The sequence below is a fragment of the Streptococcus australis ATCC 700641 genome (genome assembly GCF_000186465.1).
Classification (GTDB): domain Bacteria; phylum Bacillota; class Bacilli; order Lactobacillales; family Streptococcaceae; genus Streptococcus; species Streptococcus australis.
In genome coordinates this window covers 119,924-136,058 of record NZ_GL636091.1, presented here as the reverse complement: position 1 = coordinate 136,058, position 16,135 = coordinate 119,924, and the positions used below count along the sequence as shown (strand labels likewise).

Here is a 16,135-nt window from a genome sequence, read left to right as displayed (position 1 = left end):
TCACGCGTTAATTTTTAGAGTAGGAAAGAATTAGTTTTCTTCTTTCTTACGAGATGGGAGAAGGAAGCCAAGACCGGTCATCACCAATCCGACAAGGGCCATGATAGAAGCACGTTGGCCAGTTTCTGGCAAGGCTTTTTCGATGATAGAAGAAGTGACTACTGGCTTAGCAGTTTCTTGGCGAACTTCTACAGGGAGAGCTCCTTCTTGACTTGGAGCAGGAAGGGTAATGGTTTGTTGGCTATGAGACAAGGTGATGGTTTCATCTTGTGCCGGTTTCTGATGGTTCGGTACAAAGATAAATGGATTTTTTCCTATTTCAGGACTTGTTGGTTCTTCTGGTTTTGTTTCAGGCTCTACTTTTGGTTTCACATAAACAAAGCGGTATTCCCCAAATCCTTCTTGTTTAGATGGTTCAAGGTAGACGACATCTCCGTCTTTACCAACCAGATCCTTAGCTTTGTCAGCAGTCAAGAAGCGAACGTCTGCATCCTTGATACTGCTTGTAAAGCGCCAGTTTCCGTCTGCACTTGGGTTGATATTCTTTTCTTCCAAGATGTAGTTAATGATAGCTTGGCGGTTTTCCAATCCGAGGAGTTGGTTCAGGCTAGCATCGCGAACGCCTGGGAATTTTCCGTTTGCCCGGTAGTTGTTGGTCACAACGATAAATTCTTGATCCGCAGTTACTTCCTTGCCTTGGTATTTCAAGTTGCGGACACGGCTAGCATCGGGGTTAGCTGTTTTTCCTTCGCGGTCGTATTTATTTGGCTGGGTCACGTCAAACTCGTAGGTCACCCCGTCGATGACGTCAAAGTTGTAGGTCCGGTAGTTAGGGTTGACAAGCTGTTGAGGCTCTTTGCTAGTTGGGTCGATCGTGTTGAATTGACCAGCAGACATTTCCAACCATTCCTTGAGTTGCGCACCGGTCACCTTGAGGATGGCAGTGACATTATCATAGAGATAAAGGTCAGCGACGTTCTTGATGGCGATTGGGCCAGCTGGGATATCCGTATAGGCAGTAGCATCCCCACGGGTACCCGCCTTAAATGGTGCGGCAGCAGAAAGGATTGGAAGGTTGGCTTCAGGAGTTCCTGCCAATTCCTTCTTAGCATACCAAATTTGTGCGTTATTCACGATTTGGATAGATGGATCGTCTTTCACAAGGGCAAAGTAGCTAGTAATCGGAGCAGAAGTGGTTCCGACTTGTTGGCGGACATATTTAACTGTACCTTCGTGAGATTCCTTAGCGATAGCGGTGATGCGCTCGTCGGCTACTTGTGATTTGGTATCGATCTTGCGGATGGCAGCCTTGCTTCCGACAACAGACCATTTGCCGTCTGTGTAGCGCAGGTTGAGGTCGATCACCCCAAGGTGGTCGCCGTATTTTCCAGCCATGGTAACCGGTGTTCCGTTGATTTTACCGTTTACCCCGTCAACGCCAGCATATTTTTCGTAGAAGCCAGTTCCATTTCCGCTTGGGAATTCAGCGTGTGAGTGACCAGTTACAACTGCATCAACACCTGGGAGGCTGGCAATTTGGTAACCTTCGTTTTCTTCGCCTTTTTCGTACTTGTCATCTCCGATACCAGAGTGAGAAAGAACGAGGACAACATCCGCTCCAGCTTTGCGCATTTCTGGGATGATGGCTTGGATGGCTTCGACAGAGTCATTGACCTTTACCTTGCCTTCGAGGTTAGCCTTGTCCCAGCTGAGGATTTGTGGAGGGACGATGCCTGTTACCCCGATATTGACATCGACTGGACGACCGTTTTTGTCAGTATAGGTCTTTTTGATAATCTTATAGGGATCGTAGACAAAGGCACCAGTCTTTGGATCCACGACGTTGGCATTGACGATCGGCATGCCGGCAGTAGAGATGACCTTTTTAAGGTAATCTAGTCCGTAGTTGAATTCGTGGTTTCCAAGGGTTCCTGCATCAAAGCCTAATTTTTGAAGAGCCGCATACATAGGGTGTTGCTCACCGTCTTTGATGGGATTGACGATGGCCTTGTAGGTACCAAGAGGAGTTCCTTGGATAGTATCTCCATTATCAACGAGGAGGACGTTGCTATTTTCTTTCTTCGCATCTTCGATCAAGACAGCTGTTTTTGCTAGACCAACGTTTTGCGCTGGTTTGTCTTGGTAGTAGTCATAGTTGACCAAGTTGGTATGAAGGTCCGTTGTCGCAAGGATGCGGACATCGACTTCTTGCCCCTCAACTGGAGCGGTCGCTTTTGCGTCACTGGCACTATTTTGAGGTGCCGCTGGAGTCGCTTCGCTTGCTGTAGCAGCGGCTTCTCCGCTAGCAGTCGGAGTGTTATTGCTAGTGCTTGCTTCAGAGCTAGTCGCAGGAGAGGCAGGAGTTGCGGCCTCTGTAACAGCAGTTGCTGACGAATCAGTCGAGTTTGAGCTTGTCGCTTCATCTGCCTGGGCAGTAGTCGTTGCCAAGAAAGCAGCAGCAAGGCTGAATAGGGCAGCCTGTTTACGGAATGATGACATGGTTGTCCTCCTAAATAAAATGATATCTTTCTATTATATCCTATTTTGTTCAGAATATATTCGTTTTCTTATTTTTTATATATTACAAATTAATGAATTTTTTATAAAAAATGGAGTATTTGTATAAAAAGGGATCCTACGTTCGGGATTTCTGGCTGATAGTGCTGGAAAGCTCCTCAAATAGCATGAAAGTCAATCGGACTAGTTTTCATATACGGCTAAAAGTGATAGAATAGAAGGCAAGAAAGTGGAGAAAACTAGATGCCGAAAGAAGAACCTTTAACAGGGGGCCAGGTTATTGCCCTTACCAAAAAATACTTGTCGGGAGAGGATGTTGCATTTGTAGAAAAAGCTCTCCTTTATGCAGTCGACTGCCATAGTGGGCAATTCCGTAAATCAGGTGAACCCTATATCATCCACCCTATTCAAGTTGCCGGCATTTTGGCAAAATTGAAGTTGGATGCTGTGACAGTTGCCTGTGGTTTTTTGCACGACGTTGTCGAGGATACAGACGCGACCCTAGATGATCTAGAACGCGAATTTGGACATGATGTCCGAGTGATTGTTGATGGAGTGACCAAGCTCGGGAAGGTCAAATACAAGTCCCATGAAGAGCAGTTGGCAGAGAACCACCGCAAGATGCTCATGGCCATGTCTCAAGATATCCGTGTCATTTTGGTCAAGCTAGCAGACCGCTTGCACAACATGCGGACTTTGAAGCATTTACGCAAGGACAAGCAAGAGCGGATTTCTCAAGAAACCATGGAAATCTATGCACCGCTAGCCCACCGTCTCGGGATTTCCAGCGTCAAGTGGGAATTGGAAGATCTATCCTTCCGTTATCTGAATGAAGTCGAGTTCTACAAAATTTCCCATATGATGAAGGAGAAGCGTCGCGAGCGGGAAGCCTTGGTAGAAGAAGTTGTCCAAAAGATCGAGTCCTATGCGGCAGAACGCCACCTCTATGGGAAAATCTATGGTCGTCCTAAGCATATCTACTCCATCTACCGCAAGATGCAGGATAAGAAGAAACGCTTTGATGAAATCTATGATTTGATTGCCATTCGCTGTATCCTGGAATCACCGAGCGATGTCTATGCTATGCTGGGCTATATCCACGAGCTCTGGAAGCCCATGCCAGGCCGTTTCAAGGACTACATCGCCAATCGGAAGGCCAATGGTTACCAGTCCATCCATACCACTGTCTACGGTCCAAAAGGTCCTATCGAGTTCCAGATCCGTACCAAGGAAATGCACGAGGTTGCTGAGTACGGGGTTGCGGCACACTGGGCTTATAAGAAAGGAATCAAGGGCCAAGTCAACAGCAAAGAATCGGCTATTGGGATGAACTGGATCAAGGAGATGATGGAACTCCAAGACCAGGCGGATGATGCCAAGGAATTTGTTGATACTGTCAAAGAAAACTATCTGGCAGAAGAGATTTATGTCTTTACCCCAGATGGAGCGGTTCGTTCTCTTCCAAAGGATTCTGGACCGATTGATTTTGCCTATGAGATTCATACCAAGATCGGGGAAAAAGCGACTGGTGCCAAGGTTAATGGCCGTATGGTTCCTTTGACTACCAAGCTGAAAACGGGTGACCAGGTTGAAATCATCACCAATCCAAATTCATTTGGACCAAGTCGTGACTGGCTCAATATCGTCAAGACCAGCAAGGCCCGCAATAAGATCCGCCAATTCTTTAAGAACCAAGACAAGGAACTCTCGATCAACCGTGGACGAGAGTTGCTCATGGCCCAATTCCATGAGCATGATATGATTGCCAACAAGTTCATGGATAAGAAGCACATGGACAAGGTCTTGCAAAAGACCAGCTACAAGACCGAAGAGGCCTTGTTTGCGGCCATCGGTTTTGGAGAAATCGGAGCCATCTCTGTCTTTAATCGTTTGACGGAGGAAGAGCGTCGAGAAGAGGAAAAGGCTAAGGCGCGTGCAGAAGCTGAAGAGCTGGTCAAAGGTGGAGAAGTCAAGGTTGAAAACAAAAAAGACACCCTCAAGGTCCGCCATGAAGGTGGCGTGGTCATCCAAGGGGCTTCTGGTCTCTTGATCCGGATTGCCAAGTGTTGCAATCCCGTCCCAGGAGATACAATTGTCGGTTACATTACCAAAGGACGTGGGGTTGCCATTCACCGTCAAGACTGTATGAATCTGCGGGCCCAAGACAACTACGAGCAACGCTTGATCGACGTCGAGTGGGAAGACAATAACACGACCAAGGATTACATCGCCCATATCGATATCTACGGCCTCAACCGTGCAGGCCTTCTCAATGATGTCCTTCAAGTCCTCTCTAATACGGCTAAGATGATCTCAACTGTCAATGCCCAACCAACCAAAGATATGAAATTTGCCAATATCCACATTTCCTTCGGGATTCCAAACCTGTCTATGTTGACAACGGTTGTGGATAAGATTAAGAGTGTGCCGGAGGTATACTCTGTTAAGCGTACCAACGGCTAGTCGGCTGCTCAGTTATCTTTTATTGCTTCGTTAGCTCGCCTCGCCGTACTTCAGTACTGTCTTCGTCTCGCTGCCTTGCCCTAAAAGCAACTGAACAGCCTTTGGTTTTCGGATAGTCTGCCTGCGTCTCACTGCCTTATCTGATGTCGATTTTCTTTGAAGATTGAGGAGCGTGGTCAGAACTCTTTTATTGCTTCGTTAGCTCGCCTCGCCGTACTTCAGTGCTGTCTTCGTCTCGCTGCCTTGCCCTAAAAGCAACTGAATAGCCTCTGTTTTTTAAAATAGTTGCCTGCTTTTCATCGTCTTGTTTGAAGTCGATGTTCTTTGAAGCTTAGTGGTGAGCCCAATAGATTGTTTAAATAGGATAATAAGATGAAATTAGTGATTCAACGGGTCAAAAGGGCCTCGGTTTCTATTGATGGTCAAGTCTATAGTCAGATTCAAGAAGGGCTTCTGCTCTTAGTGGGAGTGGGACCTGAGGATGACCAGAAGGATTTGGAGTACGCGGTGCGGAAGGTCACGCAAATGCGGATTTTCTCGGATGAAGAAGGGAAGATGAACTTATCTGTCAAGGATATTCAAGGGGAAATCCTATCTGTTTCGCAGTTTACCCTCTTTGCCCAGACAAAAAAAGGCAATCGTCCAGCCTTTATCGGGGCAGCCAATCCAGAGATGGCCAGCCAGCTCTACGATGACTTCAATGATTTGTTAGAAAAGGAAGTCCCTGTCAAACGTGGGATCTTCGCTGCAGAAATGGCAATCGAACTCATTAATGATGGCCCAGTGACTATCATCCTCAATACGAAAAATCCATAGAAAAACAAGCCCTTGATTAAAGGGCTTGTTTGAATGTAGACAAATTACTTTTTACTTAGGATAGCTGGATAACTTTTCAAAAAAATCCTTATATTACTTTGAGTTGTCGAAGTAAATCCGAAACTTTCCGCCGTGAGAAAAATGCTTGAAACATTGTTGTTTCAAGCACTTGGGAGTTTTGAAACCTTAGGTTCAAAACTAAGTCATGGAACTTCGTAGAAGTTCGCTGACGTCCGTACTCACCTAAGGAAAGTTTCTAGGAATACTATTTCTTCAATCTGACATGCTCTTAATCAGAGGGCATGTTTTTCTATGTAAAGTTGTTGGGCAATCAGATGATTGATCTGGATGTCTTGGTCTTTAATCTGGAGCTTATAGAGGCCAGTGTAATCGTCGTATCCTTTGAAGAGAATGTCATCTCCAATGGTCAGTTGGATCTGGTCTAAAAAATTCAGCAATTCAAAGCTATCCTGGACTCTTCGCAAACGATAGGTTCCCAGTTCGCTGACATCACTCAAACGGTCCTGGTAAGCCTCGATGAGGAGTTGTCCTTTAGGTGGAATAGTTCCTCCGTGGGGGCAGGTCCTAGGAGTGTCTAACATCTGGTCAAGTTTATCGATAAAGCGGTCGGAGACAGTATGCTCGAGCACCTCAGCCTCTTCATGGACTTCTTCAGTTGTATAGCCCAGTTTTTTGAGCAAGAACACTTCAATCAATCGGTGCTTGCGAAAGAGATCGGAAACTGTTTGAAGGCCGAGCTCGGTAAGCAGATAGCCGTGGGTCTTATCCTTGATGAGGAGATTCTCCGAGATCATTCGCTTGACCATCTCAGTCACGGCTGGAGGCGAAACCTGCATCCGGGCCGCAATCTCTTTGTTACTAATTTTTTCATGTTGCGTGCCGATTTCATAGATGCACTTGAGGTAATCTTCTTTATTTGGTGTCATAGGGTCCTCTTTTCTTCGCTCCTTCTAGTATATCAAAAAAAGCGCAAAATGGCTTGGCCAGTGGATAGGAATTGTCTGGGAGGGCGAAAGATGATAGTATAGAAGCATAAACCGAAAACAATATGGAAAGGAGGGGGCAGATGAAGCGACGGGAATTAGAAAAACTGGGCTGGACGACCAGAGGTCTCAGCTACTTAGAAAAACGACTGCAGTCTTGCGAAGATGAAGCAAGAAGGCAAGACTGTTACCGCTCTGTCTTTGTCTTTGCCAGCCCTCTTTTCCAAGAGATGTGGCAGAGAGAACTGCAAGGATTGACGGAAGGCCGTGCCCAGGCCCTCTTAAGAGGGATCATGCACCTCTGTCTCATGCCACGGGATTTATCGGGAACCTGTGAGGAGACCGCCTTCTTACTGAAGCGGTTCTGGCCAGCTTGCCCACCTCATTCACCTTTTTGGTCCTCTTTTTCAAGAGTGGTCCAAGTAGCGTTTGCTCAGGATTCATTAGCCAGCAAAGCAGGAGATCAGCTCTTAAAACGCCAGATCCACCAGTTCCGCTATCTGCTCTCTGCCTACCAGACCCAGTGGATTCGGGAGCATTATGCCAAAACTGGACAGACTGATGAAGAGGCGCTACAAGCTTACTTACAGGAGACAAAAGGAATTAAAATCGATGCTTATGCAGCGGCTCGTCTCCATAATAAGGTCTATGTGGATCAAGACGGACAGCTCGCTTTCCCATCTCGTGCCCAGGCCCAGTTGAACTTCAAGATCTTGCTCAACTTCCATACAGAGTACATCCTGGATCAGGGTGGCCAGTTTCTCAACGAAGTGGATCCGAATCAGATTTCTGAAAATGGCATTGTCAATGGAGCCAGTTTCAACTATGGCTTAGCTAGAGGCCGAACCCATAAGGACTTGGATATCGATCCCGTCAAACCTTGGGATCCGCCATTTCGTAAGAAAGTCCTCTATCAGCAAGGTGTTCGCTATCTCGCTCCGAAGAATGATCGTAGTATTGAAGGATACTGGAGCCGGAAGGGAACCTTTGCACAAGGAGGCAAGAGCTACAAGCAACAAGTAGCAAAGCGTGTGCGGCGCTTCCTCAGAGGAATCCCACGCTTACGCTGGCGAGTCCTCTTCCAGAATGGACTCCATCGGATTTTATAGTAGTCCTCTTTCGGATTGAAGAAAAAGGCCTCTTAGAAACTCACCTAAGGAAAGTCTCTGAACGAATTTTGTAAATATAGAAAAGAGGTCGTAGACCTCTTTTTCGTTTAATCAAGTGCTTTGACAGCTTCGATTGCGGCGTCGTAATTGGGCTCACTGTTGATGTTGTCGAGGTATTCAACGTATGTGACCTTGTTATCCGCATCTAGGACCAAGACAGCGCGTGCGAGCAAGTGCCATTCATTGATCAAGAGGCCATAGGCTTTTCCGAAGGAATGGTCGAAGTAGTCTGAGAGCATGATGGCATTTTCGATCCCTTCAGCAGCACACCATTTGCCTTGAGCGAAAGGAAGGTCGACAGAGACGGTCAAGACCACAGTGTCCTCCATGTCAGAGAGGGCCTGGTTGAAGTGACGTGTTTGAGTGGAACAGATGCCTGTGTCAATGGATGGGATCACGCTGAGGACTTTTTTCTTCCCAGCAAAATCAGCCAAAGATTTTTTCTCCAAGTTTGGCGTAGTCAGTGAAAAGTCGTGGGCGGTATCGCCAACTTGGAGTTGAGATCCGGTAAAGGTAACAGGGTTTCCTAAAAATGTTGTCATAGCAAAGACTCCTTTTTTCTTTTCATTGTACATTAATGAAGGGGGAAGAGCCACTGATTTGTTTGAGAATCTAATCAGCTTTAGAGACTTATTTGTTCAAACCTTCTGCGATTTTCTCCAAATTCCATTTCATCATGCTGTAGTAGCTGTCGCCTTCTTCGCCTTCTTTGGCGATCGAGTCAGTAAAGATTTTTGAAAAGATCGGGATATTGGTATCTTTAGAGACAGTTTTCATAGGACGTTCATCGACACTGGATTCAACAAAGAGAGACGGCACCTTGGTTTGACGCAATTTCTCTACCAGCGTTTTGATTTGTTCGGGTGTCCCTTCTACTTCGGTGTTGATTTCCCAGATATAGGCAGATGGGACGCCGTAGGCTTTGGAGAAGTACTTGAAGCAACCTTCGCTGGTTACGATCATCTTCTTATCTGCTGGGATGTTATTGAATGCTTGCTTGGCTTCTTGATCCAGCTTGCTAAGTTTTTCAGTATAGGCTGCTAGATTTTTTTCGTAGAAGTCCTTATTTTTTGGATCTTTGGCGATCAATTGTTTAGCAATGTTTTTAGCATAGATGATCCCGTTTTCGAGATTGAGCCAAGCGTGAGGGTCTTCTTTTCCAGCTTGGTTTTGACCTTCTAGGTAGATGACGTCGACTCCCTCGCTCACTGCGAAATAATCCTTGTTTTCTACTTTATTGGCATTTTTGACCAACTTGGTAAACCAAGCATTGCCACCCGTTTCGAGGTTGATCCCATTGTAGAAGATCAGGTCTGCTTGTGAAGTTTTTTTGACATCTTCTGGGAGTGGTTCGTACTCGTGGGGATCTTGACCGACAGGGACAATACTGTGGAGCTCGATTTTGTCCCCAGCGATATTTTTAGTGATATCTGCGAGGATGGAGTTGGTGGTGACGACTTTCAATTTATCAGATGAGGACTTGGAAGAAGAGTCTTTGCTACAGGCCATAAGACCAAATAAGAGCGCCACAAAGAGAGCAAGGACAGAAGCGATTTTTTTCATGTGTTTCTCCTTTAATGAGGCGAAAGAGCGTGCTTGTTCTTTCTCTGCTTAGGAGCGATAAAGAAGCTGATGAGAAAGAAGACAGCAGAAGTGAGGACAATACAAGACCCGACGGCGATGTTGAAACTGTAGCCAATAAAGAGTCCCAGGATAGAAGCTAGAGCACCTAATCCGGATGAAAGGAGCATCATGGACCAGAGGCTATTGGCATAGAGATAGGCTGTCGCAGCGGGTGTGATGAGCATGGCGACGATGAGAATGGTCCCGACACTCTGCATGGCAGTGACAGAAACCAAGGTCAAGAGCACCATGAGCAGGTAGTGATAGAGTTTGACCCGGACGCCCATGGATTGAGCCAGAACAGGATCAAAAGAAGTGAGCAGTAGGGGACGAAAGAGCAGGACAATCACCAGTAAGACTGCCACTCCAACACCGATGGTCACCCACATATCCTGGTCTTGCACGGCCAAGATATTTCCAAAGAGGATGTGGAAAAGGTCGGTAGAACTTTTAGCGACTCCGATCAGAATGACTCCTAAGGCGAGGAAAGAAGAAAAGGTAATCCCAATCGCAGTGTCGCTCTTGATGATGGAGTTGCTCTTGATATAGGTGATGAGGATGGAGGCTAAAAGCCCAAAGGCAATGGCGCCAATAAAGAAATTGATGCCCAGGATAAAGGACAGAGCTACCCCCGGAAGGACCGCGTGCGAGATGGCATCTCCCATGAGAGACATGCCTCGCAAAATGATGAAGCATCCGACAGCTCCAGCGACAATGCCGATGGCAATAGCTGTGATCAGGGCATTTTGTAAGAAGTGGAATTGCTGTAACCCATCGATAAATTCTGTAATCATCCGACGCCACCTCCTATAAAGAGTTCATGCCCATAGGCTACATGCAGATTCTCCTTGGTAAAGGTTTCCTCTGTTTTCCCAAAAGCGATCAGCTTGCGGTGAAGGAGGAGGACCTGGTCAAAATAAGCTGGGACCTTGCTCAGATCGTGATGGACGATCAGAATGGTCTTGCCTTCTTTTTTCAAGGTCTGGAGGGTCTGCATGATGATGTCTTCGCTGACAGAGTCAATCCCTGCGAAGGGCTCATCCAAAAAGATGACATCTGCTTCTTGGACCAAGCAGCGGGCAATCAGCACTCGTTGGAATTGCCCTCCCGATAGTTGGCCGATCTGGCGATCCGCTAGATCAAGAAGATTGACAAGTTTCAAGGCATTTTCCACTTTTTTCAGATCCTCTTTGCTTTTTCGCTTGAAGATAGAAAGATGGGGGTAGAGGCCCAGCGAGACACACTCCCGCACCGTGATGGGGAAGTGGAAATCAATAGCGGATTTCTGTTCGACGTAGGCCACTCGTTGAAGAACTTGGCCGAGGTCTTTTTGATCGAGCTGGACCTTTCCCGAATGAGGGAGAAGTCCTAGCATGGCCTTGATCAGGGTTGATTTTCCAGCTCCGTTGGGTCCAAGAATGCCTAGGATGGTTGGACCCTGGATGGTGAGGGAAAGATCCTCCAAGGCCAGTGTTTGCTGGTAAGCAACACTTAGATGTTCAATTTGAATCATGATTTTACTCCTTTACTATTAATATACATGAATGAAAAAATTAAGTCAAGTTAATTTTTAAAATAATTTAGATTAAATCTTTTGTAATCATTGAAAAATAGACCTATTTTTGATAAGGTTAATAGAAAAGAATGAAAGTGAGAAGATCATGGTACGTTTACAAGATGATTTTTATGATTACGTCAATGGGGAATGGGCTGAGACAGCTGTGATTCCTGATGACAAACCGTCAACTGGTGGTTTTATGGACTTGATCCAAGATATCGAAAACTTGATGTTGGATATCACTGGAAAATGGCAACGGGGAGAAGAGCTGCCTGAAGACAGCATTCTGCAAAACTTTGTCAAATACCATAAAATGGTGGCAGATTTTGATGCGCGAGAAGCAGCTGGTGTAGCACCAGTCATGCCCTTGATCAATGAAATTAAGGCTCTGTCTTCTTTTGAAGACTATACCAGCAAGTTGGGCACCTATGAACTAGCTGGCAAACCAAATCTCTTGCCATTTAGCGTGTCACCAGACTTTAAGAATGCCCAAATGAATGTCTTGTGGGGAGAGTCCCTTGCTCTCATCTTGCCAGATACGACCTACTATGAAGAAGGCAACGAAAAAGGACAAGAATTGCTGGCTATCTGGCGCCAAATGATGGAAAAACTCTTGCCAAAATTTGATTTCTCAGAGGAAGAAATCAAAGATATCCTGGATAAAGTGATTGCGGCGGATGCAGAATTAGCCAAATATGTCTTATCAAACGAAGAAAGATCCGAGTACAACAAACTCTACCATCCTTATGAGTGGGCAGATTTCAAGGCCTTGGTCCCAGAATTGCCACTCGATACCTTCTTTACTGAAGTGATCGGACAAACACCAGATAAAATCATCGTGCCAGAAGAGCGTTTCTGGAAGGAATTCGCACCAAAATACTACTCGGCAGCCAACTGGGAAACCATTCATGCCAAATTGAAACTTGGTGCAGCTTTAGATTGGACGTCTTTCTTGACGGAAGAAATCCGTGTCTTGTCTGGTGAATATGGACGGACCATTACAGGGATTCCAGAACCTCGTCCAAAAGAAAAAGCAGCTCTGGCCTTGGCAGAAGGACCTTATAGCCAAGCACTTGGACTCTGGTATGCGGGAGAAAAATTCTCACCAGAAGCAAAAGCAGACGTAGAGCATAAAGTAGCGACCATGATTGACGTCTATAAGGAGCGCTTAGAAAAAGCAGACTGGCTCGCTCCTGAAACTCGTGAAAAAGCCATTGTCAAACTCAATGTCATCACACCACATATCGGCTACCCTGAAAAATTACCAGAAACATACGCCAAAAAGATCATCGACGAAAGCAAGACCTTGGTTGAAAATGCTCAAGCCCTTTACGAAATTTCCATTGCCCATACTTGGAGCAAGTGGAACCAACCGGTTGATCGGAGCGAATGGCACATGCCAGCCCATCTGGTCAATGCTTACTATGATCCGCAACAAAACCAAATCGTCTTCCCAGCAGCGATTCTCCAAGCACCTTTCTATGACCTTCACCAATCATCATCAGCCAACTACGGCGGAATCGGTGCAGTCATTGCCCATGAAATCTCCCACGCCTTTGACACCAATGGAGCTTCCTTTGACGAGCACGGTAGCTTGAAAGACTGGTGGAAACCAGAAGATTACGAAGCCTTTACCGCTCGGACCCAAAAGGTCATCGATCAGTTCGAAGGTCAAGACTCATACGGTGCCAAGATTAACGGGAAATTGACCGTTTCTGAAAACGTGGCAGACCTCGGAGGGATCGCTACAGCCCTTGAAGCGGCTAAGAAAGAGGAAGATTTCTCAGCAGAAGAATTCTTCACCAACTTTGCTCGCATCTGGCGCATGAAAGCCCGGACTGAGTACATGCAACTCCTTGCAAGTGTTGATGTCCACGCACCAGGAAAACTCCGTACCAATGTTCAATTACCAAACTTTGATGAATTCTTTGAAACCTTTGATGTCAAAGAAGGTGACGGCATGTGGCGTGCACCAGAAGACCGTGTGATTATTTGGTAAATTAAGATACTAAGCCCGTAAAAAAAGCGAGAAGAAAATAGGAGATTGACCATGTGGGCCATGCCCACCAGGCAATCTCTCTTTTTCTCGACGCTTTTAGGGCGAGTTCAATTTCGCGATACTCGTTTCGTTGATCAAAGTAAGTAGTCTCGACTTCAGTTGAGTGGTTTATTGATTTTACTAACGCTCGTAAAAGAAACTAAAAATCCCCAAAGCCAAGTTTCAATCTACTGAAACTAGCTTTGGGGATTTTTGAGTAGATTAGAAATAACAGTGAATGTCATGATCTAAAAAAACTTGCTGGTAGTCATATAAATCTTCTGGATGCAGGGCTTTTATTCCTTCCATTTCATAGCGACGTCCTAAAAGCTTGTATTTGTTTTCTCCAAACTGGTGAAATGGGAGAAGTTGTACTTCATCGATATCGAGAGAATTAAAAAGTGAAGCAAATTCTTCAGCATCGTTTAAGGAGTCATTGAAATTAGGAATGACTGGGATACGTAAAACGATTGTTTTGTTTTGAGCAAAGGCATAATGAATATTTTTAATAATCAGATGATTGTTGACTCCGACAACCTTCTTATGTTTAAGTGTATTGTAATGTTTAAGGTCTGTATAAATAAAATCAACATACTGAATGAGATCGACAAATTTCTCATGTTCAACAAAAGCTGTCGTTTCGATTGCAGTATGAAGTCCAACTTCTTTCGCAGCTTTTAAGATTGCTTTGGCAAATTCAAATTGAGCGAAGATTTCTCCACCAGACAGGGTAAGGCCACCACCAGATTCTTCGTAGAAGTCAACGTCTTTTAAGACGTCATCTATGATTTCTGTAACTGTTTTTTCTTCTCCCGTGATGGTTTCCTTTTTAGTAACAGCATCCAACATTTTTTCAGGATTTGCACGCTGGGATTCAGGATTGGAGCACCATGGACAACGTAGGGGACATCCTTTTAGAAATACAGTAGTTCGGATGCCAGGGCCATCATGGATACTAAAGTGTTGGATATTAAAGATTATGCCACGATTTTGTTCCATATTTTTGCTCTCCTATCAATCTAGTAAGTCCATTATACATTATTTAAGAAACTAATTCAATTACGAACGAAAGTTTATTTTGTTTTGAATTCACTCGAAAATTTGCTAAAATAGAGAAGAGGTAAAAACAATGCAACGTTTAGATGAAATATTGAAATTAGTATCGGAATTTGAAAAGATTGATGTTAATAGCTTGTCTGAGAAATTACAAGTCTCTAAAGTGACCATTCGAAAGGATTTGGACAAGCTAGAATCCAAAGGATTATTGCATAGAGAACACGGCTATGCTGTTTTAAATAGTGGAGATGATATCAATGTTCGATTGTCCTTTCAATATGATACCAAGAAAAGAATAGCCAAGGAAGCTGCTAAATTAATTAAGGATAACGACACGGTTTTGATTGAATCGGGCTCTACATGTGCTTTGCTAGCGGAAGAAATTTGCCAAACAAAAAAGAATGTCAAGATTGTGACAAATTCTTATTTTATTGCAGATTATATTCAGGAATATGATTCTTGTAAAATCATCCTACTTGGTGGTGAATTTCAAAAAGAATCGAGAGTGACTGTAGGTCCGCTTTTGAAAGAATTAATCCGCTCGTTTAGAGTTCCCTTTGCTTTTGTAGGGGTTGACGGATATGATGATGAACTTGGCTTTACTGGGAAAGATATGATGAGAAGTGAAGTTGTTCAAGCTATGTCCGATGTTTCTAAGGAAGTGGTTGTCTTGACAGATTCAAGTAAATTTGGGAAATGTGGAACCGTCAGACGATTTGCACTTTCACAAGTTTCGAGAGTCATAACAGATAAGAATATATCTCAAGAAGCGAAAGAAAAACTTGAGGATTCACAAACGATTTTAACTTTAGTATAAGAAGGAGAAGCCAATTGAAAGATGAACGGAAAAAGTTACTTGCTAAATTAGCCTATCTATACTATGTTGAAGACAAAAGTCAATCGCAAATCGCAGCAGAAACTGGAATCTACCGTACAACTGTCAGCAGAATGCTAGCAGAGGCTAAAAAAGAGGGAGTTGTAAAAATTGAAATCGAAAACTTTGATACTCGCCTCTTCCATTTAGAAAATTATATCAAACAAAAATATGGCTTAAAAGCTATCGAAATTATACCGAATCTAGTTGATGAGCCTCGAGAAAGCCTTGAAAAGCGACTGGCTCAAGCAAGTGCGGTCATGCTGCGTAATTTGATTGAAGATGGAATGACAGTCGGATTTTCATGGGGCAAGTCTCTCAGATTAATGGTAGAACAAGTTGGAACGAAGCGTTTGGATGGTGTTCAGTTTTATCCCCTAGCTGGAGGTCCCAGTCATATTCATGCTCGCTACCATGTCAATACGCTGATCTACAGTATGGCGAGTAAATTTCATGGGGAATGTCATTTTATAAACGCGAGTGTCATTCAAGAAAATTCTGAGGTGACGGAAGGTATCTTATCTTCTAAGTATTTTGAGGATTTGAAAGCTAGTTGGCGTTGTTTGGATGTTGCGGCTGTGGGGATTGGTGGCTATGCAGATAGCAAGAATCCTCAGTGGTTTGATATGCTGACATCAAATGATTTTAGGAAATTGGAGTCAGAACATGCTGTAGGAGAAGTATGCTGTCGTTTCTTTGATCAAGAAGGTGTCCCCGTTTATCCTGAATTACAGGAAAGAACAATATCTATCACATTGGAGGAATTGAGAAAGGTTCCGAATACCATCTCGTTAGCCTACGGTGATCAAAAAGCAAAAGCAATTTTATCGGTTTTGAAAGCCAACTATATCAATCATTTAGTCACAGATGAAGCGACGATCTTAAAAGTTTTAGAATTAGATGGTGATCAGCAATTTACTAAAAAATAGGACAGCGAGGATGCAGTCCTTATTTTTTTGAGTTAAATAGCACAAATGTGCAAAAACTAAAAACAATAATCAAATGTTGTAGTTTTTT

13 protein-coding genes are annotated in these 16,135 nt (G+C 44.4%); 6 read left to right on the top strand and 7 right to left on the bottom strand.

The genetic code is table 11. From position 1 onward, the window contains the following. Nucleotides 1-30 precede the first annotated feature (30 nt). The gene (locus tag HMPREF9421_RS00640; RefSeq protein WP_006595076.1) at nt 31-2,499 is read right to left on the bottom strand and encodes a bifunctional 2',3'-cyclic-nucleotide 2'-phosphodiesterase/3'-nucleotidase; all 2,469 of its coding nucleotides are present in this window, start codon (nt 2,497-2,499) and stop codon (nt 31-33) included. A gap of 261 nt (nt 2,500-2,760) precedes the next feature. Between HMPREF9421_RS00640 and HMPREF9421_RS00635 the strand changes: the two genes are divergently transcribed. Together HMPREF9421_RS00635 and dtd are read left to right on the top strand one after the other, a co-directional pair. Then, nucleotides 2,761-4,980 carry a RelA/SpoT family protein gene (locus HMPREF9421_RS00635; protein WP_006595074.1) on the top strand — a complete coding sequence of 740 codons (2,220 nt, stop codon included), beginning with the start codon at nt 2,761-2,763 and terminating at the stop codon, nt 4,978-4,980. A 372-nt stretch (nt 4,981-5,352) separates the two neighbouring features. Then, the gene (dtd, locus tag HMPREF9421_RS00630) at nt 5,353-5,796 is read left to right on the top strand and encodes a D-aminoacyl-tRNA deacylase (protein ID WP_006595073.1); all 444 of its coding nucleotides are present in this window, start codon (nt 5,353-5,355) and stop codon (nt 5,794-5,796) included. Nucleotides 5,797-6,089: 293 nt separating this feature from the next. Here the strand turns inward: dtd and HMPREF9421_RS00625 are convergent, their stop codons facing one another. Further along, nucleotides 6,090-6,743, bottom strand: a complete 654-nt coding sequence (locus HMPREF9421_RS00625; RefSeq protein ID WP_006595072.1) for a metal-dependent transcriptional regulator — start codon at nt 6,741-6,743, stop codon at nt 6,090-6,092. A gap of 140 nt (nt 6,744-6,883) precedes the next feature. Here HMPREF9421_RS00625 and HMPREF9421_RS00620 point away from each other — a divergent pair, with 140 nt between their 5' ends. Continuing rightward, nucleotides 6,884-7,909, top strand: coding sequence for a DUF3114 domain-containing protein (locus tag HMPREF9421_RS00620; protein ID WP_006596962.1), 1,026 nt, complete (start codon nt 6,884-6,886; stop codon nt 7,907-7,909). 107 nt (nt 7,910-8,016) lie between these two features. Here the strand turns inward: HMPREF9421_RS00620 and tpx are convergent, their stop codons facing one another. From tpx to HMPREF9421_RS00600, 4 genes are all read right to left on the bottom strand, one after another. Further along, entirely contained in the window at nt 8,017-8,511 is a 495-nt protein-coding gene (tpx, locus tag HMPREF9421_RS00615; RefSeq protein ID WP_040802778.1) for a thiol peroxidase, read from the bottom strand. A gap of 88 nt (nt 8,512-8,599) precedes the next feature. Then, nucleotides 8,600-9,532 (bottom strand): metal ABC transporter substrate-binding protein, encoded by a 933-nt coding sequence (locus tag HMPREF9421_RS00610; protein ID WP_006595069.1) that lies wholly within the window; start codon nt 9,530-9,532, stop codon nt 8,600-8,602. Nucleotides 9,533-9,543: 11 nt separating this feature from the next. Further along, nucleotides 9,544-10,386: a metal ABC transporter permease gene (locus tag HMPREF9421_RS00605; RefSeq protein WP_006595068.1), complete on the bottom strand. Its 843-nt coding sequence runs from the start codon at nt 10,384-10,386 to the stop codon at nt 9,544-9,546. Next, complete coding sequence (locus HMPREF9421_RS00600) at nt 10,383-11,105, bottom strand: metal ABC transporter ATP-binding protein (RefSeq protein WP_006595067.1); 723 nt, start codon at nt 11,103-11,105, stop codon at nt 10,383-10,385. The genes HMPREF9421_RS00605 and HMPREF9421_RS00600 overlap by 4 nt, the downstream gene beginning before the upstream one ends. A gap of 148 nt (nt 11,106-11,253) precedes the next feature. Between HMPREF9421_RS00600 and HMPREF9421_RS00595 the strand changes: the two genes are divergently transcribed. Further along, on the top strand, nt 11,254-13,149 hold the full coding sequence (locus tag HMPREF9421_RS00595) for a M13 family metallopeptidase (RefSeq protein WP_040802775.1): 1,896 nt from the start codon (nt 11,254-11,256) through the stop codon (nt 13,147-13,149). Between the two features lie 261 nt (nt 13,150-13,410). Here the strand turns inward: HMPREF9421_RS00595 and HMPREF9421_RS00590 are convergent, their stop codons facing one another. Beyond that, nucleotides 13,411-14,187: a glycyl-radical enzyme activating protein gene (locus tag HMPREF9421_RS00590; RefSeq protein ID WP_006595065.1), complete on the bottom strand. Its 777-nt coding sequence runs from the start codon at nt 14,185-14,187 to the stop codon at nt 13,411-13,413. Between the two features lie 130 nt (nt 14,188-14,317). Between HMPREF9421_RS00590 and HMPREF9421_RS00585 the strand changes: the two genes are divergently transcribed. Next, nucleotides 14,318-15,061, top strand: coding sequence for a DeoR/GlpR family DNA-binding transcription regulator (locus tag HMPREF9421_RS00585; RefSeq protein ID WP_006595064.1), 744 nt, complete (start codon nt 14,318-14,320; stop codon nt 15,059-15,061). Nucleotides 15,062-15,075: 14 nt separating this feature from the next. Then, entirely contained in the window at nt 15,076-16,047 is a 972-nt protein-coding gene (locus tag HMPREF9421_RS00580) for a sugar-binding transcriptional regulator (RefSeq protein ID WP_006595063.1), read from the top strand. The last annotated feature ends 88 nt before the right edge of the window (nt 16,048-16,135 follow it).